20 protein-coding genes are annotated in these 16,740 nt (G+C 74.4%); 8 read left to right on the forward strand and 12 right to left on the reverse strand.

What is annotated here, in order from left to right:
* The first annotated feature begins 95 nt into the window (after nucleotides 1-95).
* Nucleotides 96-827, forward strand: a complete 732-nt coding sequence (locus tag ACZ6O2_RS00050) for a Clp protease N-terminal domain-containing protein (protein WP_466021488.1) — start codon at nucleotides 96-98, stop codon at nucleotides 825-827.
* Nucleotides 828-944: 117 nt separating this feature from the next.
* On the opposite strand, the gene ACZ6O2_RS00055 is transcribed toward ACZ6O2_RS00050, so the two are convergent.
* Both ACZ6O2_RS00055 and ACZ6O2_RS00060 read right to left on the reverse strand, forming a co-directional pair.
* Nucleotides 945-1,463 (reverse strand): hypothetical protein, encoded by a 519-nt coding sequence (locus ACZ6O2_RS00055; RefSeq protein ID WP_466021489.1) that lies wholly within the window; start codon nucleotides 1,461-1,463, stop codon nucleotides 945-947.
* A gap of 121 nt (nucleotides 1,464-1,584) precedes the next feature.
* Nucleotides 1,585-1,782, reverse strand: a complete 198-nt coding sequence (locus ACZ6O2_RS00060; protein ID WP_350704647.1) for a DNA repair protein — start codon at nucleotides 1,780-1,782, stop codon at nucleotides 1,585-1,587.
* 354 nt (nucleotides 1,783-2,136) lie between these two features.
* Between ACZ6O2_RS00060 and ACZ6O2_RS00065 the strand changes: the two genes are divergently transcribed.
* The gene (locus ACZ6O2_RS00065; protein ID WP_350704649.1) at nucleotides 2,137-2,799 is read left to right on the forward strand and encodes a GNAT family N-acetyltransferase; all 663 of its coding nucleotides are present in this window, start codon (nucleotides 2,137-2,139) and stop codon (nucleotides 2,797-2,799) included.
* Between the two features lie 224 nt (nucleotides 2,800-3,023).
* Here ACZ6O2_RS00065 and ACZ6O2_RS00070 read toward each other — a convergent pair whose 3' ends face one another.
* The 4 genes from ACZ6O2_RS00070 to ACZ6O2_RS00085 all read right to left on the reverse strand — a co-directional run bounded on the left by ACZ6O2_RS00070 (nucleotide 3,024) and on the right by ACZ6O2_RS00085 (nucleotide 6,431).
* Nucleotides 3,024-3,722, reverse strand: a complete 699-nt coding sequence (locus ACZ6O2_RS00070; RefSeq protein WP_466021490.1) for a TetR family transcriptional regulator — start codon at nucleotides 3,720-3,722, stop codon at nucleotides 3,024-3,026.
* Nucleotides 3,685-4,179, reverse strand: a complete 495-nt coding sequence (locus tag ACZ6O2_RS00075) for a thiol-disulfide oxidoreductase DCC family protein (protein WP_466021491.1) — start codon at nucleotides 4,177-4,179, stop codon at nucleotides 3,685-3,687. Before ACZ6O2_RS00075 ends, ACZ6O2_RS00070 begins: the two co-directional genes overlap by 38 nt.
* A complete protein-coding gene (locus tag ACZ6O2_RS00080; RefSeq protein ID WP_466021492.1) occupies nucleotides 4,176-4,757 on the reverse strand; it encodes a hypothetical protein in 582 nt (193 codons plus the stop codon). Before ACZ6O2_RS00080 ends, ACZ6O2_RS00075 begins: the two co-directional genes overlap by 4 nt.
* A gap of 222 nt (nucleotides 4,758-4,979) precedes the next feature.
* Nucleotides 4,980-6,431: a glycoside hydrolase family 3 N-terminal domain-containing protein gene (locus ACZ6O2_RS00085; RefSeq protein WP_350704656.1), complete on the reverse strand. Its 1,452-nt coding sequence runs from the start codon at nucleotides 6,429-6,431 to the stop codon at nucleotides 4,980-4,982.
* A 167-nt stretch (nucleotides 6,432-6,598) separates the two neighbouring features.
* On the opposite strand from ACZ6O2_RS00085, the gene ACZ6O2_RS00090 reads away from it, so the two are divergent.
* Entirely contained in the window at nucleotides 6,599-7,774 is a 1,176-nt protein-coding gene (locus tag ACZ6O2_RS00090) for an ROK family transcriptional regulator (protein WP_350704658.1), read from the forward strand.
* Between the two features lie 301 nt (nucleotides 7,775-8,075).
* On the opposite strand, the gene ACZ6O2_RS00095 is transcribed toward ACZ6O2_RS00090, so the two are convergent.
* Both ACZ6O2_RS00095 and ACZ6O2_RS00100 read right to left on the reverse strand, forming a co-directional pair.
* Entirely contained in the window at nucleotides 8,076-9,089 is a 1,014-nt protein-coding gene (locus ACZ6O2_RS00095; protein ID WP_466021493.1) for an ABC transporter permease subunit, read from the reverse strand.
* Nucleotides 9,086-10,096, reverse strand: a complete 1,011-nt coding sequence (locus ACZ6O2_RS00100; RefSeq protein ID WP_350704662.1) for an ABC transporter ATP-binding protein — start codon at nucleotides 10,094-10,096, stop codon at nucleotides 9,086-9,088. The genes ACZ6O2_RS00095 and ACZ6O2_RS00100 overlap by 4 nt, the downstream gene beginning before the upstream one ends.
* 131 nt (nucleotides 10,097-10,227) lie before the next feature.
* On the opposite strand from ACZ6O2_RS00100, the gene ACZ6O2_RS00105 reads away from it, so the two are divergent.
* Entirely contained in the window at nucleotides 10,228-11,070 is an 843-nt protein-coding gene (locus ACZ6O2_RS00105) for an ABC transporter ATP-binding protein (protein WP_466021494.1), read from the forward strand.
* Nucleotides 11,071-11,090: 20 nt separating this feature from the next.
* On the forward strand, nucleotides 11,091-11,987 hold the full coding sequence (locus tag ACZ6O2_RS00110) for a ribokinase (RefSeq protein ID WP_466021495.1): 897 nt from the start codon (nucleotides 11,091-11,093) through the stop codon (nucleotides 11,985-11,987).
* A gap of 64 nt (nucleotides 11,988-12,051) precedes the next feature.
* Here ACZ6O2_RS00110 and ACZ6O2_RS00115 read toward each other — a convergent pair whose 3' ends face one another.
* Entirely contained in the window at nucleotides 12,052-12,927 is an 876-nt protein-coding gene (locus ACZ6O2_RS00115; RefSeq protein WP_466021496.1) for an NAD(P)-dependent oxidoreductase, read from the reverse strand.
* Between the two features lie 119 nt (nucleotides 12,928-13,046).
* Between ACZ6O2_RS00115 and ACZ6O2_RS00120 the strand changes: the two genes are divergently transcribed.
* Nucleotides 13,047-13,424, forward strand: coding sequence for a winged helix-turn-helix transcriptional regulator (locus tag ACZ6O2_RS00120; RefSeq protein WP_466021497.1), 378 nt, complete (start codon nucleotides 13,047-13,049; stop codon nucleotides 13,422-13,424).
* A 20-nt stretch (nucleotides 13,425-13,444) separates the two neighbouring features.
* Here the strand turns inward: ACZ6O2_RS00120 and ACZ6O2_RS00125 are convergent, their stop codons facing one another.
* Together ACZ6O2_RS00125 and ACZ6O2_RS00130 are read right to left on the reverse strand one after the other, a co-directional pair.
* The gene (locus ACZ6O2_RS00125) at nucleotides 13,445-14,215 is read right to left on the reverse strand and encodes a hypothetical protein (protein ID WP_466021498.1); all 771 of its coding nucleotides are present in this window, start codon (nucleotides 14,213-14,215) and stop codon (nucleotides 13,445-13,447) included.
* A 93-nt stretch (nucleotides 14,216-14,308) separates the two neighbouring features.
* Entirely contained in the window at nucleotides 14,309-14,788 is a 480-nt protein-coding gene (locus tag ACZ6O2_RS00130) for a DUF6232 family protein (RefSeq protein ID WP_350704670.1), read from the reverse strand.
* Between the two features lie 90 nt (nucleotides 14,789-14,878).
* On the opposite strand from ACZ6O2_RS00130, the gene ACZ6O2_RS00135 reads away from it, so the two are divergent.
* The gene (locus ACZ6O2_RS00135) at nucleotides 14,879-15,316 is read left to right on the forward strand and encodes a nuclear transport factor 2 family protein (protein WP_466021499.1); all 438 of its coding nucleotides are present in this window, start codon (nucleotides 14,879-14,881) and stop codon (nucleotides 15,314-15,316) included.
* On the opposite strand, the gene ACZ6O2_RS00140 is transcribed toward ACZ6O2_RS00135, so the two are convergent.
* Nucleotides 15,313-15,789, reverse strand: a complete 477-nt coding sequence (locus tag ACZ6O2_RS00140; protein WP_466021500.1) for a DUF6232 family protein — start codon at nucleotides 15,787-15,789, stop codon at nucleotides 15,313-15,315. The two genes, ACZ6O2_RS00135 and ACZ6O2_RS00140, sit on opposite strands and share 4 nt — an antisense overlap.
* A gap of 99 nt (nucleotides 15,790-15,888) precedes the next feature.
* Here ACZ6O2_RS00140 and ACZ6O2_RS00145 point away from each other — a divergent pair, with 99 nt between their 5' ends.
* The gene (locus ACZ6O2_RS00145; RefSeq protein ID WP_466021501.1) at nucleotides 15,889-16,662 is read left to right on the forward strand and encodes an enoyl-CoA hydratase/isomerase family protein; all 774 of its coding nucleotides are present in this window, start codon (nucleotides 15,889-15,891) and stop codon (nucleotides 16,660-16,662) included.
* Nucleotides 16,663-16,740: the final 78 nt, after the last annotated feature.

The raw sequence follows: 16,740 nt of genomic DNA on the forward strand, positions 1-16,740 counted from the left end.
GGATCGCCGCAGGCCGTCGGTCAGCCAACCGTCGCCTGCGGGGGCATCGTCAACTCAGGGTTGACGACAAGAGGGCGTCAACCTATCGTTGACGCATGACCGAACACACGCAGATGAGCAACCCGGTCCGGCTCGACGACCTCATCCAGGCGATCAAGAAGGCGCACACCGACGCCCTCGACCAGCTCGCCGGCGCGGTCATCGTCGCCGACCACCTCGGCGAGATCGCCGACCACCTGATCGGCCACTTCGTGGACCAGGCGCGGCGTTCCGGCGCCTCGTGGACCGACATCGGCCGGAGCATGGGCGTCAGCAAGCAGGCGGCGCAGAAGCGCTTCGTGCCCAAGGCCACCGAGGCGGCGCTGGACCCGCAACAGGGCTTCAGCCGGTTCACCCCGCGCGCCCGCAACACCGTGATGGCCTCGCAGAACGAGGCGCGGGCGAGCGGGCACGCCGAGATCCGCCCCGAGCACGTGCTGCTGGGGCTGCTCAGCGAGCCGGAGGCGCTCGCCGCGAGGGCGATCGTCGCGCAGGGCGTGCCGCTGGAGCGGGTGCGCGAGGTCGCGACGGCCGCGCTGCCGCCGTCGTCGGCCGAGGTCCCCGACCTGATCCCGTACGACGCGCAGGCCAAGAAGGCGCTGGAGCTGACCTTCCGCGAGGCGCTGCGGCTGGGGCACAACTACATCGGCACCGAGCACATCCTGCTCGCCCTGCTGGAGCTGGAGAACGGCAGCGGGGTGCTCGCCGACCTCGGCGTCGACAAGGCCACCGCCGAGTCGACGCTCGTCGCGGCGGTCGAGGCCGCCGCGAAGGGCGCCCAGGGCTGACGGGAGGGTTGACGCTCGTCGCGGCGGTCGGGGGCCGCCGCGACGAGCGTCCGGGGTGCCTCGGCGGCGACGTGCCGGGTCCGGCGGCGCGCCGGACCCGGTTGCCGCCGCGGCGACTCAGGGGGCGGTGGGGAAGCCGTACCGGGCGGCGTGCTCCGGGTCGGCGGGGTCGACCTGGCGGATCCCGGCGTCGGCGAGGCGCTTGTTGACCTCGTCGAGCTGTTCGCGCACCAGCCGGGCCTCCTCCTCGGTGACCCGGCCCCGGTGCGGCTTGCCGGCGTGCTCGATCGTGCCGTAGTCGATCTTCTCGGCGCTCTTGCGGGCCTTCGGCGGGCGGACCCGCTCGGCGGTCCGCAGCAGCTGCGCCATCGGGACGTCGGTCGCCATGGCGTCGAACTCGCTCGCCGTCAGCACCACCCGCCGGGGCTCGTCGCCGCCGTGCCGGTCGTGGATCTCGACCACCGCGACGTCGAGCGCGGCGTCGTCGATGCTCTCCACCTCGACCGGGGTGGCGTCCAGTTGCACGGGCCCGGCCACCAGGTCAGGGTGTTCCAGGACGACGACGCGGACCACCTCGTCGTGGGGCTGGATGACCGTGCCGGTGAAGTCGGAGACGTGGATCGTCTTCTTGCCCATGCGCGGTGCTTCTCCTGTCGTGGGTCGGGGTTGCGGACCACAAGAAATTACCCGACAGGTGTGCGAAAGCCGCCGCTGGACCGCCCCGGGTGTGTCGTCGCCCCCGGCGGGACGGCGCGGGTCAACGCGGGTTGAGGTTGCGGCGGGTGGACGTGCCGGCCGGCAGCTTGTTCAGCTCTCCCCAGGAGAGCGCCTCGGTCCGGCTGGCGCCGCGGTTGCCCCGGTACGGCACCTGCGCGGGGAACCGTTCGGCGGCCCCGGGCGCGCGCCAGAGCCGCTCGGTCTCCTGTTGGTACCGGTCATTCGGCTGATTCGGCATGACCATTACCGTCCCAAAGAAAGTTGTACATGTATGGAAATGAATATGACGCTCGATCGATGTCTCAGGTTCCCGCGACCGCGCCGGATCTCGGGGCGGCGTCCATCGACGACGTCCTGCACCTGTACCCGCCCGCCGTGCGCTTGAACCGACGTCGGTGCGCCTGAGGCGCGAAGCCCGGCAACGAGGCCGGCGGGCCCGCTGATCGGAACGGTGCGCCGGGCGGCAACCGTCCGGCGTACGGTGATCGGCGGGCGGGCCGGGGCGCGAACCGCGCGGCCGAGCGCGGCGAGCGACCCCGGCGGCGTCCGCGCGGGCGGCTGCCGTGGGTCGACCGCGGGGGAAGGTGACTCGATGCTCGACCGGCGGCTCCACCTGCACCTGACGACCTGGCTGGGCCAGTGGCCGGCGGGCCCGGCGCTGCACGTGGTCGGGTCGCACCGGCGGGCCCGGCCGGCCTGGGACGGTCGGCTTCGGCCGGCGATCGCGGTCGCGGCCGGGGCGAGCACCGTGCTCTCCGTACCGCCGGACCGGGTGGACGCGGTCCGCGAGCTGGCCTGCCGGCGGGCCGGGCGGTTCCTGCCCGAGCTGCCCGCGACGGTCGGCCAGCCCGGCTGGGCGGTCCACGACGACGTGTTCCGGTGGAGCGTGGCCCCGGCCCCGCTGCCCGACGTGGGGGATTGGGTGTCCCCGGCCTCGCCGGGGTTGCCGTCCTGGCTCCGGCTCTTCGACCGGCCCGTGCTGGTGGTGCGCGACGAGCGTGGCCGGTACCTGTCCGGGGTGGGGGTGAAGCGGCACGACGCGTACGGCCACGAGCTGGCGGTGGGGACGGTGCCGGCGGCGCGGGGGCGGGGGTTGGCCCGGCGGCTGGTCGCGCAGGCGGCCCGCCGGGTGCTCGACGAGGGGGCCGTCCCGACCTACCTGCACGACCGCGCCAACGGGGCCTCCGCGCGGGTCGCCGAGGCGGCCGGCTTCCCCGACCGGGGTTGGCGGTCGTTCGGGGTGTACCCGCCCTGAGCGGGCGGTGAGGGCGGGGCGCGGACCGTGGATCCCGGGCCGGATCCACGGCCCGCAGCCTCCCCCAGGTCCCCGTGCCCGCGACGGGCGTTGCGGGGCCGGTCGCCGTGCGTGCTGATTACGCTACGTATTTTTGGGCTGTCCGGCAAGGTGTCGGCGGGCGGTTGGAGCTGTCCAGAAGTGGACTTGACCTGGAGCGGAGCGTGGCGAGGCGGCGCGGCGGGTCAGTGACGCAGCGTGCGAATGAGGTCGAGCACCTGCCGGGTGACCGGGCGCAGTACCCGCAATCGGGACAGCCCCACCAGCCGGTCGACCAACGGCACCGCGCCGTCGATGAGCCGCCGGGTCTTGGCCTGCTGCGGGGACCGGTCGTGGACCCAGTAGAGGACCACCCCCATGTACGCGAGCCACAACAGCTCGGGCAGGTGGGGGCGCAGCTCGGCGTCCACCTTCGCGGTCGAGCCGTCGAGGACCTCGGCGAAGAGGTCGACGGCCGCCAGCCTGGGCGCGGACGACTCGGCGGAGAACGGGCTGAGCGGGGACGTCGGCTCCGCCGCCGTCTTGAAGAAGCTCGCCGCGAAGTCGTGCGAGGGGGTGAGCACGTCGATGCCGGCGTGCAGCACCCCGGCGAGCCGGGCGGCGAACTCGGACTCCCGGTCGAGCACCGGCTGCGCCGCCGCCCGGTGCTGGAGCTGGGCGCGGGCGTAGAACTCCTGGATCAGGTGGTCCTTGGAGCCGAAGTAGTAGTAGGCGTTGCCCACCGCCACCCCGGCCTCCTGGGCGATGGCGCGCATGGTGGTCCGGGCGTACCCCCGCTCCTGGAACAGCCGCATCGCCGTGTCCAGGATGAGCTGCCGCGTCTGCTCGCCCCGGGCGGTGGCCGGCTCACCCGCAGCGGTCGTCGGCGCAGTCTGCTCGGTCATCGGGTTCACCGTATCCCGCCGGGTCGTCGACCGGCCCCGCCCACGGGTCGCGGACGCGCTCGCGCACCGACGAGGCGGCGGCGACGAACCGGCGGGCGAGCGGCAGCAGGTGCGGGCGCGCCAGCCGCTCAGCGGCGCCCCGGTGGTCGGCCAGCGCCCACAGGCAGGCGAACCAGGCGCCGTCGCCCGCGTACACCTCGCCGGTGTCCGCGACCACGGTGAGGTCGCGCAGCGTCGCGTCGTGGTCCAGTTCGGGGAAGCGCCGCCGGGCCTCGGCGGAGCCGGCCGGCACGAACTCCAGGGGTACGAGCTGGGCGCGGGACGCCAGCCAGCGGTGGGCGGCGCGGCAGAGCGGGCAGTGCGCGTCGTAGAGGACGGTGAACCGCCGGACGCCACCGCCCCCGTGCGCGGTGGCGTCCGGGGCCCCGCCCGTTCCGTCGCCGGTCGGGACGGTCATCGGGCCGGCGGCGTGCCGGGGCCGGCCTCCGGCCCGGGGCTGGTCGGGCCGGCGGGCTGGTGGGTGCCGGTGGGCTGCTGCGTGCCGACGGGCTGGCGTGGGCCGACGGGCTGCGGGTTACCGGGATGGGGGTTGCCGGGGTGGGGGCCGGTCGCGGCGGCCGGGTGGGGCCTGGGGGGTGCGGGCTGCATCGGCAGCCGGCCGACCGGGGCGAGCGGCGGATGGGTGGCGAGCTGGCGCAGCCGGCCCCGGCGGTACCGGCCGAGCGCGAAGACGTTGAAGAAGTGCAACGCGCCCAGCACCAGCAGCACCAGGCCGATCTTGAGGGAGAGCTCCTCCATGGCCTGGGCGGTGGACCCGACCGGGTCGGGGTGCTTCATCGCCACCGTGACGTAGCCGAGGTTGAGCAGGTAGAAGCCGACCACGAGCAGGCTGTTCACCGCCCGGGCCAGCCGCTCGTCGGCGAACACCTCCTCGAGGAAGACCAGCCCGTTGCGGGAGAGCGCCCGGGCCACCCACACGGTCAGGCCGATGCTGACCGCCAGGTAGACCAGGTACATCCAGACCTTGGTGTCCATCGCCGACGCCCTTCTTGAACGTGTTCAAGTTCGTTGCCATGAGCGTAGGACAGTCTTTGAACACGTTCAAGAGTGGGCGGCCCGGCTTCGGCGTGGCCCGGCCGGCGCGGGGTCTCCGGCGCGGCACGCCGGCACCGATGTGCCGCTCGGCGAGATTCGAGGGCGACACCCCGAGCCCGCGCCGGCAAGCCGCCGGCCGGGCCCAGGGTGCCGCCGCCCGCGTCAGCCGGCCAGGCCGAGCACCTCGGCCGCCGCCCGGCCGTTGGCGTGGCTCGCGCCGTACGTGGTGACGAACGCCCGTACGCCCGCCGGCCGCCACTGGGCCGGCCAGCCCATCTCGACCACGGTCACCGGGTGCGCGGCGGCCAGCGCGGCGATCAGCTCGGGGCCGCCCGGCAGGCGGTGCAGGTGGCGACCGACGAGCACGATCGGCCGCTCCCCGGCGAGCCGGCGCAGGGCCGCGGGCTCGGTCTCGGCGGCGACCACGCGCAGCTCCTCCACGCCGTCGAGGTGCGGGCCGAGGCCCCACGGCACCCGTCCCTCGGCGATGGTCGAGGCGGCGTGCAGCTGCACGACCAGCGGGCGGTCGAGGCTGGACAGCGCCCCCTCCACCCGGACGGCCCGCCGTGCCGCGGCGTACCCGAGTTCGGTGGACGCGGCCGTGGTCGCGCCGGTGGCCCGGGTCCACGCGGCGAGCGTCGCGACGCGGCCGGCCGCCTCCTCGACCCGGGCCCGGTCCAGCCGGCCGTCGGCGAGCGCGTCGACGATCTCCGTGACCACCCGTTCGACCAGCTCGGCGTCGACCTTGGCGCCGATGCAGAGCAGGTCGGCCCCCGCGGCGAGGGCCCGTACGGCGGCGGGGCCCACCCCGCCGGCGGCCACGGCGGCGCCCTTCATCTCCAGCGCGTCGGTGATGACGGTGCCGGTGAAGCCGTACTCGCCGCGCAGCAGGTCGACCAGGACCGCCCGGCTGAACGTGGCGGGGCCGTCGCCGGTCAGCGCCGGCACCCGGATGTGCGCGGTCATCACGGCCTGCGCGCCGGCCGCCACGACCGCGGCGAAGGGCGGCAGGTCGCGCTCGCGGAGCACGTCGAGTGGCACGTCCACGGTGGGCAGTTCGTAGTGGGAGTCGGCGACCGTCGCGCCGTGCCCCGGGAAGTGCTTGGCGCAGGCGGCCACCCCGGCGGCCTGGAGGCCGGCGACCGCCGCGGCGGAGTGCGCGGCGACCCGCACCGGGTCGGCGCCGAACGAGCGGGTGCCGATGACCGGGTTCTCGTCGGCGGTGTTGACGTCCACGGTCGGCGCGAGGTCGACGGTGATGCCGAGGCCCGCCAGCTCCGCGCCGATGGCCTCGTAGACCCGGCGGGTCAGCGCCACGTCGTCGATCGCGCCGAGCGCGGCGTTGCCCGGGTACGGGCTGCCGGTGGCGTGTGCCAGCCGGGTGACGTCACCGCCCTCCTCGTCGATCGCGATCAGCACGTCCGGCCGGCCCGCGCGCAGGGCGGCGGTGCTCGCCGCCAGTTGCCCCGGGTCGTGGACGTTGGTGCCGAACAGGGTGTGCCCGGCGAGCCCCTCGGCCACCAGGTCGACCGCCCAGTCCGGCGGGATCGGCCCCGGGTACGCGGCGAGCAGCGTGCCGAGCGCGAGCCGGCGCAGTCCTGGATCGAGCCCCACGTGATCTTCCCCTTTCGGTGCCCGAGGGCACGGATGTCGTACCGGCGGCGGTCGGCGACGTACCGGGTCGGCCGAGCGCCCCGGTCCCGGGCGGCCGATACGCTACGGCTACCCGTTTGCAGGTCCGTTTACAGTTAGCAAGGTTTAACAAAACTAGAGGACGTGGCATGAGTTCGACCCGGCTGCCCGGCACCCCCCGCCTGTTGCGGGCGCTCAACGACCGCGCCGCGCTGGAGCTGCTGCTGGAGCAGGGGCCGCTGACCCGGGCCCGGCTCGGCGAGCTGACCGGGTTGTCCAAGGTCACCGCCTCCCAGCTGGTCGAGCGGCTGGAGGAGCGGGGGCTGGTCACCCGGGTCGGCGAGCAGGCCGGCGGGCGGGGACCGAACGCCCAGCTCTACGCCGTGCGGCCGGGCAGCGCGCACGTGGTCGGCGTGGACGTCGGCGCCGACCGGGTCGTCGCCGCCTGCGCGGACATCACCGGCGCCGTGATCGGCCGCGTCGAGCAGTCGACCCGGGACACCGACGACCCGGTCGGGGTCGTGCACAACGCGGTGGTCCAGGCCGCGAGCAGCGCCGGGGCGCAGCTGTCGAGCGTACGGCGGATCGTGCTGGGCACCCCTGGCCTGGTCGACCCGGGCACCGGCGACATCACCTTCGCCTTCAACCTGCCGCGCTGGCACAGCGGTCTGCTCGCCGCGCTCCGGGAGGACCTGCACACCCCGGTGGTCTTCGAGAACGACGTCAACCTGGCGGCGGTCGCCGAGGCGCAGTCGGGCGCCGCGCGGGGGCTGACGGACTTCGTCCTGGTCTGGGTCGGCGCGGGCGTCGGCCTCGCGATCGTGCTGGGCGGCCGGCTGCACCACGGCAGCAGCGGCGCCGCGGGCGAGATCGGTTACCTGCCGGTGCCCGGGGCGCCCATCCCGCGCGACGTCTCCCGTCGGGCGAAGCCCGCGTTCCAGCAGCTGATCGGCGCGGAGGCGGTCCGCGAGCTGGCCCGGGCGCACGGCTACCCGGACGACAGCGGGGCCTCCGCAGTGCGGGCCGCGGTCGCCGACGGCACGGCCGGCGGCCCGATGCTCGACGAGGTGGCCCGCCGGCTGGCGCTCGGCGTGGCGAGCACCTGCGTGGTGCTGGACCCGCCGCTGGTGGTGCTCGCCGGTGAGGTCGGCCAGGCCGGCGGGGCGGCGCTGGCGGAGCGGGTGCAGCACGAGGTCGCGGCGATCACCCTGGTCCGGCCCCGGGTGGTGCCCACCGGCCTGACCGAGGAGCCGATCCTGCGCGGCGCGCTGCGCACGGCCCTGGACGCGGTCCGCGACGAGGTCTTTGGCTCGACGGTCGGCTGACCGGCGCTGGCGCGCCGAGTCGGCCGACAGCCGGCCCAAGACCAAGACGGACATCGATCGCGCCGTCGTGCCGGCCGGCCCGGGCGGAGTCGGCCGGTGCCCGTCCGGCGTCGCCCGGACCTGCTCGGCGGGCCTCGCCCAAAGGTGCTCGGCGGGCCTCGCCCAAAGGTGCTCGGCGGGCGCTGGCGGCCCGGAGCGACGGGGTTGGCCGCGCGTCATGTGAAGGAATATTTCATCATCGGCCCCGGTGCTGCAAGGTCTTGCCGCGCCGGGGCCGGATGACACCGCAGGTCACATCAGGTCACATCAGATCGCGTCGGCGGAACACGGCGAACGCCGCCGCGGTCAGTGCCCCCGTCAGCCCGAGCAGCAGGATGAGCGACGGCTGCCAGGTCAGCGACCAGTAGCCGGTGCAGGACTGGGTGAGCCCGTCCGGGCACGCCCGCAGGTCCCAGAACTCGACCTTGCCGTTCAGCCAGGCGGCCACGTAGCTGGAGAGCACGTACCGGTCCACCTGGGCGACGTCCAGGATCTCCATCACCAGCCGGGCCCCCAGCTCCCACACCACGAGGTAGCCGGCGATCGCGCCGAGCGCCGCGGACGTGTGTCGGCCCAGGGTGGCGATGGCGAACCCCATCGCGGTGACCAGCAGCACCAGCAGCATGCCGCGCCCCCACGTCGCGCCCAGCGACCGCCAGAACTCCCCGTCGAGCCGCCCGGGCCGGCCGGCGAGCTGGGCGATCAGCCAGAACGCCCCGAGGTACGCCACCGAGGCGACCAGCGACAGCAGCGCCGTCGCGCCGAGCAGCGTGCCCAGCTTGGCACCGAGCACCGTCAGCCGCCGGGGCCGCCAGAGCAGCAGGTTGACCACCCCGCCGGAGTTCAGGTCGGCGCCGATGTAGGAGGCGCCGACCAGGAAGCCGAAGAGCACCAGGAAGGCGACGAGGAAGTAGAGCAGCGGCTGGGCCTCCTCGGCGAAGGTGAACACCCCCGTCAGGAAGTCGGCGGCCACCGGGGCCCGCTCCATCTGGGCCGGGTCGACCTCGCTGCAGTCGTCCGGGATGTACTCGTGCACCTCGTCCACCCGGATGGCGCCGCGCTGCCGGTCCAGGCAGAGCTGGTGGGTGCGCTCCAGCTCGCTGCGCGCCGCGGCGGCCTGCTGCTCGGCGTCGAGGATCTCCTGGGCGGTGGGCCGGTGGGAACCGGCGAGGGTGGTCGCCGCGGTGACGCCGAACGCGAGCACCAGCAGGACGACCATGAGCTGCACGAAGCGCCGGGCACCCAGGCGCTCCAGCTCGGCACGGACCAGGTTCACGCGTCCACTCCGCTCGCGTCGAGGTCGATCACCGGTTCCCGGGGCCCGTGGTCGGGCAGCACCGAGTCGTCCACCTGACGGGGGATCGTCGGGTGCGCCGCCGTGCCGGTCAGTTCGAGGAAGACGCTCTCCAGGTCCGGCCGCAGCGGGGTCAGCTCGCGCACCCACAGGCCCGCCTCGCCCAGCGTGCGGCTGACCGTGACGGCGTCGTCCACGTCGCCCACCACCAGGTGGTCGTCGTGCCCGGTCACCGCCAGCCCCGCCGCCGTCAGCAGCTCGGCGGCCCGCTCCGGGTCGTCCACCCGCACCAGCAGCTCGTGCCGGTCGAACCCGGCCAGCACCTCGTCGACCCGCCCGGCGGCCACCCGCCGGCCCCGCGAGATGATCGTCACGTGGTCGCAGATCAGCTGGATCTCGGCCAGGATGTGGCTGGAGACCAGCACGGTCACGCCGGCCTCGGCCAGCGAGCGCATCAGGTCCCGCATCTCCCGGATGCCGGCCGGGTCCAGCCCGTTCGCCGGCTCGTCGAGGATCAGCAGCTCCGGGTCCTTGAGCAGGGCCGAGGCCACCGCCAGGCGCTGCTTCATGCCCAGCGAGTAGCCCTTGACCCGCTCGTCGCCCCGGTCCCGCAGGCCCACCTGCTCCAGCACCTCGTCGACCCGGGCGACCGGCACGCCGCCGGCCCGGGCGAGCAGGCGCAGGGTGCGGTGCCCGGTGAAGTTGCCGAAGAACTGGGGGCTCTCCACGATCGCCCCGACCCGCCCGGCCACCTGGGGCAGTTGCTCCGGTGAGGTCCGCCCCAGCACCGTCATCCGGCCGGCGTCGGCGCGGACCAGCCCGAGCAGGGCGCGCAGCGTGGTGGTCTTGCCCGACCCGTTGGGGCCGAGGAAGCCGTGGATCTGGCCGGACTCCACCAGCAGGTCGAAACCGTCGACCGCCACCCGGCGCCCCTGCCGCAGGCTGCGGAAGGTCTTGCGCAGACCCTCGATCTCGATGACCGCGCTCACCGGCGCGGCTCCGTGTTCCGACCGGGCATGGACCGTCCTTCGAGTGTGGTGACCAACGACACGGCGCCTCACCCTACGACCGGGGCGCCGCCCGTGGGGGGCGCCGCGGCGCTGCGTGGTTGGATGGTCGGGTGACTGGTGACCTGATCCCCGGCGCCGGCGGCGCCGCAGCCGCGCCCGTGCCCGTGGACGCGGATCTGGTGGTCAGCCTCGACGGCGTCGGCGTACGCCGGTCCGGCACGGCGCTGCTGCACGACCTGGACTGGCGGGTCGAGCTGGACGAGCGCTGGGTGGTGCTCGGCCCGAACGGCGCCGGGAAGACGACACTGCTCAACCTCGCCGCCGGGCGGCTGCACCCGACCACCGGCACCGCCCACGTGCTCGGCGAGCGCATCGGCCGCACCGACGTCAACGAGCTGCGCACCCGCATCGGGCTCTCCACCGCCGCGCTCGCCGAGCGGGTGCCCGCCGACGAGCGGGTCAGCGACGTGGTCGTGACGGCCGCCTGGTCGGTGCTGGGGCGCTGGCGGGAGAGCTACGACAGCGGCGACGAGGCCCGTGCCCGCGCGCTGCTGAGCCAGCTCGGCATCGGCGGCCTCGCCGACCGCGCCTACGGCACGCTGTCCGAGGGGGAGCGCAAGCGGGTGCAGATCGCCCGCGCGCTGATGACGGACCCGGAGCTGCTGCTGCTCGACGAGCCCGCGGCCGGGCTCGACCTGGGCGGGCGGGAGGACCTGGTGGCCAGGCTGGCCGAGCTGGCGTACGACCCGGACGCCCCGGCGCTGGTGCTGGTGACCCACCACGTGGAGGAGATCCCGCCCGGCTTCACCCACGCGCTCCTGCTGCGCGACGGCCAGGTGGTGGCCCAGGGGCTGCTCGGTGACACCCTCACCGGGGACAACCTCTCCAAGACCTTCGGGCTGCCGCTGGTGGTCGAGCGCTCCGGCGACCGGTACACCGCGCGCGCCGCCTGAGGCGCCAGATGGAGGTCGGCGTGCTGCAGACCAGGGTCGTCGTGGTGGGCAGCGCCAACATGGACCTGGTGGGCACCGCCCCCGCCCTGCCCCGGCCGGGGGAGACCCTGCTCGGCACCGGCTTCGTCATGGTGCCCGGCGGCAAGGGCGCCAACCAGGCCATCGCCGCGGCCCGCGCCGGCGCCTCCTGCGCCTTCCTCGGGGCGATCGGCTCCGACGCGTTCGGCGTCACCCTGCGGGCCCGGATCGCCGCCGCCGGCGTCGACACCGACCAGCTCCGCACGACGTACGGCACGTCGGGGGTGGCGCTGGTGATGGTCAACGCCGAGGGCGAGAACGCCATCCTCGTCACCCCCGGCGCGAACGCCTCGATGACCCACCTCACCGAGCCCGAGCTGGCGGCCGTACGCTCCGCGGACGTGCTGCTCGCCCAGCTGGAGATCCCGGTCGGCACGGTGACCCGGGCGGCGGTCGCGGCCCGGGCGGCCGGCAGCCGGGTGGTGCTCAACGCCGCGCCGGCCGTGCCGGTGCCCCCGGAGTTGCTCGCGGCGACGGATCTGCTGGTGGTCAACGAGACCGAGGCGCAGGCGCTGACCGGGCGCGGTAGGGACGACCCGTCGGCCCTGCTCGACCTGGTGCCCCGGGCGGTGCTCACGCTCGGCGCGCAGGGCGCCTGGTACGGCGACCGGGACGGCACCGCCGTGCACGTGCCGGCGGTCAAGGTCGACGTGGTGGACTCCACGGCGACCGGGGACGCCTTCACCGCCGCCCTCGCGGTCGCCTGGGGCGAGGGCCGGGACCTCGTCGACGCGGTGCGTTGGGCGGCGGCGGCCGGGGCGGCCTGCGCCCGCCGGCTCGGCGCCTCCTCGGCCCTGCCCAGCCGGGCCGAGATCGAGGAGCTCTACACCCCGGCCTGATCCGGTCCCGGAACGTCGGCCGCCCCTTCGCTGCTACTTCTGAATCAGCAGCGGGCCGTTTCCGCTAGGCCGGGTGCTTGATGCTCTCGATGATGCGGGCGAAACCCTCCTTCCCGTGGCCCGCCTCGATCTGGCGGTGCAGGAGTCGCTGGACCGTGGCGACGACCTCCGTGCTGATGCCCTGCTCGGCGCTGGCCGCCAGGATGTCGCCGAGGTCGGAGAACTCCAGGCTCTGCTGTCCGTCGACGGTGTAGTCCCCGCCGTCGATGACCGCGGCGAACTCGTGGAAGGCGCCGGTCATGGCGGTCAGCCAGGGCGCGGCCATGGTGGCGAACTTCGCCGCCGTCACGCCGGCCGGCGCGACCATGGCGGCGCCGTGCATGAACCCGGCGAACATGACGTACATGCCCGCGAGCAGGGCGAGGTCGTAGAGGGACGCCAGCCCGGGGTCCTCGCCGAACCAGGTGCTGTCGCCCCACACGTCGAGCAGTGGCTGGTACTGGTGGAAGGCGTCGGCCGACCCGCTGTAGAGGATCGACGATCCGGGCTGCCCGATCATGGACGGTACGGCCATGATCCCGCCGTCGAGGTACGCGATCCCCGCGTCGGCGGCCCAGGCGGCCAGCTCGCGGGACTGGTCCGGTGACGTCGTGGTCACGTTGACCAGGGTCCGGCCGGCCAGGTCGCCGGCGAGCGGGTCGAGCACCTCGTGGACGGACGTGTGGTCCAGCAGGCAGACGATCACCAGTCGGCTGGCCCGGACGGCGTCGCCCGCCGTGGTGGCGGCCCGCGCGCCCTGCGCGACGAGGTCGTCCGCCCTGCCCGGCGAGCGGTTCCACACCGTCGTCTCGTGCCCGGCCCTCAGCAGTGCGACGGCCAGCGCGCTGCCCATCGCGCCCAGCCCGAGAACGCTCACCTGGATGCCGTCGTTCGCTGTCATGTTCGGGGCTCCCCTCGAGAGTCGTGGTACGAGGAGATCCTCACCGCAGCCGGTAGAGTGCGCCAGTACCGACTAATTGGTCAGGTACTTACCTCTTGGTAAGTGCAGCGGGAGGCGGCATGGCAACGAAGGCGCGACGCGGTCCCTACATCTGCGGCATCGATGCCGCGATGGACGTCGTCAGCGGCAAGTGGAAGTCGCTGATCCTCTGGGAGTTGCACCACCACGGGACCCGCCGGTTCGCCGAGCTGCGGCGCGGCCTGCCGGGCGTCAGCGAGAAGATGCTGATCCAGCACCTACGCGAGATGGAGGAGGACGGGCTCGTGCACCGTGAGGTGTACCGCGAGGTGCCGCCGAAGGTCGAGTATTCCCTGACCGAGCACGGGATCTCCCTCAACGCCGCCCTGGCGCCGCTGGGCGAGTGGGGCACCGCCCGCATCCGGCGGATCGGCCCCGACCGGGTCCCGGTGAACGGGGCCGTGCCCGCCCCACGCTAGACCGGGCCGCTCACCGCCGCTCACGCCTCCGCTTCGTCGCTGAGCTTCTCGCCCCGGCGGCGGAGCATGCCCAACCCGGGGATGCCGGCGACGGCGAGCTTCAGGTCGCGGGTGACGTCGAGCAGGTCGTGCAGGTCCGGGCCGACCCGGTCCAGGGTGGCCAGGATCGGCAGGATGTCCGCCGTCAGGTGCTGCTTGAGTTTGGGCAGCTCGTCGACGAGCCGGATCGCGGCGGTCACCTCCTCGTGGCTGAGCTGCTCGACGAAGCGGTTCGCCATGGGCGCCGCCCGGCGCAACGCCGGCTCGTACGCCGTCAGCAGTTCGGCGGCGGTGGCCGCCGCCTCCGCCGCGGTACCCACGGCGCCGGCCGCCCGACCGGCCACCGACTCGGCCTGCCCGACCACCACGGACGCGGCGGTGGCCACCTCGGTCGCCGTCCCGATGGCGGCGGTCGCGGCGGCGCTGATCGCGGGCACCTCCCGCACCGCGGCGTCGGCGTCGGCGAGCACCTGGTCGGTCCGGTCGAGGGTCTGCTCGACCCGGTCCACCATGCCGTCGACCCGGCCCGCCGTGGCGTCGACCCGGTCCACCATGTCGTCGACCCGCTCCACCACGCCGTCGATCCGGTCCACCACCCCGTTGATCCGGGCCAGCAGCGCCTCCACGGAGTCCAGCACGGCGAACGCGCGGGCCGGCACGGCGGCGAACGAGGCCGCCGAGCCGAGAGCCTGGTCGAGGGCGGAGCGGGTCAGACCGACGACCGCGGCGGGCCGGGGGAGGGAAATCACCATGGCACCAAGTGTGCGTTGCCCGCGCCCGAACCGCCGGGCGGCGCAACGCGGCCCCGGGCAGCGCCCGGGGCAAGGCCCGGGCAGCGCCTCGGGTCAGGCCTCCGTGTGCTGCTCGACCGCGCGCTGGACCGCCCGGTAGATCTGCCCGAACCGCAGCGCGTCCGGCGTGCGCAGCAGCAGCACCTCGCGGCCGTGGTGCTGCACCCAGAGTTCGTGCACCTTGCTGCCCCGCTCGTAGGAGCGGTCGAGCCAGCCGAGCGGGATCTCCAGGAACGGGGTCAGGGCCAGCGCGCCGACCACGCACGCGGCGAGGATGACCAGTGCCAGCTGCCACTCGCCCCGGTCCTGCGCCGACCAGGCCAGCGCGAGCACGCAGACCACCGCGACCAGCGGGGGCAGCGAGAGGAGCAGGACCAGGACGCCGCGGCCCAGCACCCGGCCGCGTACCGCCAGCGTCTTCGGCCCCTGCGCGTGCCAGACGTACGTCACGTCGGCGATCGCGACGGCGTGGCCTCCGGCCCGGATCGACTCCGACGTCACCTGCACCGCGTCGTCCCGGTAATAGAGGGTCATCACTAAGCTTAACTGCTGCGCCGCGTCCACGACCGGCCGAGGTGGACGGCGGTCGATGCCGCGCGACTCCATTGGGTAGCGTCGGAGCGCATGAGCGGGCACGGGCACATGACCGAAGAGGAACGCCGGAACGAGGAGAACCGCAACGTCGCGGCGGTCCGCCGCTACCTGCGGGCGTTCGTCACCAAGGACCTGTCCGAGGTGCGCGCGGTGGTCGCCGAGGACGTGCAGATCTACGGTTCCGGCCGGCAGGTGCGGGGGCGGCACTTCGTCGAGCAGGCCGTCGCGTCGCCCGGGCTGACCGTGCTCGACCAGCGGACGCACGCGCTCTTCGCCGCCGGCGACCGCGTCGTGGTCTCGCTGGCGCAGACCTACCGGCGGGACGCCACCGGCGCGACCGCGGTGCAGAGTTCCTGCAAGATGTACCGGCTGGCGGAGGGGCGGATCGTGCAGTTCTGGGGCGAGCAGGACCTCTACGGGCTGCTGCGGGGCCTCGGCATGCTGCCGGACGAGCCGATCGAGTTCTAACGGCGGCGGGGCGTCGCCGGCTGGCCGGCCTCCACCGCCCGCTGTACCGCCCGGTAGATCTGCCCGAAGCGCAGGGCGTCGCCGGTGCACAGCAGCCGCACCGGCTGGCCGCGCCAGCGGGCCCAGATCTCCAGTTGCCGGCTGCCCCGCGCGTACGAGCGGTCCAGGTGCTCGAAGAGGAAGTCGGCGACCGGCCCGACCGCGAGCCCGACGAGCACCGAGGCCCCGACGATGGCGACGGTGACGGTGAGGGAGCGGTCCAGCGTGAGCGCCAGCGCGATGCCGAGCGCGGCGGCCACCAGGGGGCCGGCCAGCGCCGCGCCGATCGCGCCCCGGCCGGCGAGCACCCGCCAGGACCGGCTGCCGCGCCGGTGCCAGACCATGCTGATGTCGGCCAGCTGAAACGTGCGGCCGTCCACGCGGACGGCGGCGGACGTGATCTGGACCGACCTGTCGTCGTAATAAGTGATCATGGCGGTACTCCCGGTGGCGGGCCTGACACCACACTACTTTCCCCGACGGCCCGCGCCGTAAGGTTGGCTCGCGACTTCGACGAGGAAGTGAGGGCCAGCGTGGGCGAGTTCGTGCGGCTGGAGACCAAGGACGGCATCGGCACCATCCGGCTGGAGCGGCCGCCGATGAACGCGCTGAACACCCAGGTGCAGGAGGAGTTGCGCGCCGCGGCCGCGGCGGCCACCGCGGACCCGGATGTCCGCGCCGTCATCGTGTACGGCGGCGAGAAGGTCTTCGCCGCCGGCGCGGACATCAAGGAGATGGCCGACATGTCCTACGTGGACATGGCGGAGCGGGCGGCCGACCTGTCCAGCGCGCTCGGCGCGATCGCCCGGATCCCGAAGCCGGTCGTCGCCGCGATCACCGGTTACGCCCTGGGCGGCGGCTGCGAGCTGGCGCTGGCGTGCGACTGGCGGGTCGTCGCCGAGGACGCGAAGCTCGGCCAGCCGGAGATCAAGCTCGGCATCATTCCCGGCGCGGGCGGCACCCAGCGGCTGGCCCGCCTGGTCGGCCCGGCCCGCGCCAAGGACCTGATCATGTCCGGCCGGATGGTGGACGCCCAGGAGGCGCTGCGGATCGGGCTGGCCGACCGGGTGGCCCCGGCCGCCGAGGTCTACGACACCGCGGTCGAGCTGGTGCGTCCGTACCTCACCGGCCCGGTGCAGGCCCTGCGCGCCGCGAAGCTCGCGGTGGACGGCGGCCTCGACATGGACCTCAACTCCGGCCTGGCGTGGGAGAGCCAGCTCTTCGCGGCGCTCTTCGCCACCGACGACCGGCGCGAGGGCATGGCGGCGTTCGTGGCCAAGCGCAAGCCGGACTTCACCGGCCGCTGACCGGCGTGGGGCCGGCGGGGCGCCCGCCGGCCCAGTGGCTCGCCGGCGCGTGAGGCGTCCACCACCGACGTGGACGTC

This window comes from Micromonospora sp. NPDC048040, assembly GCF_055587185.1.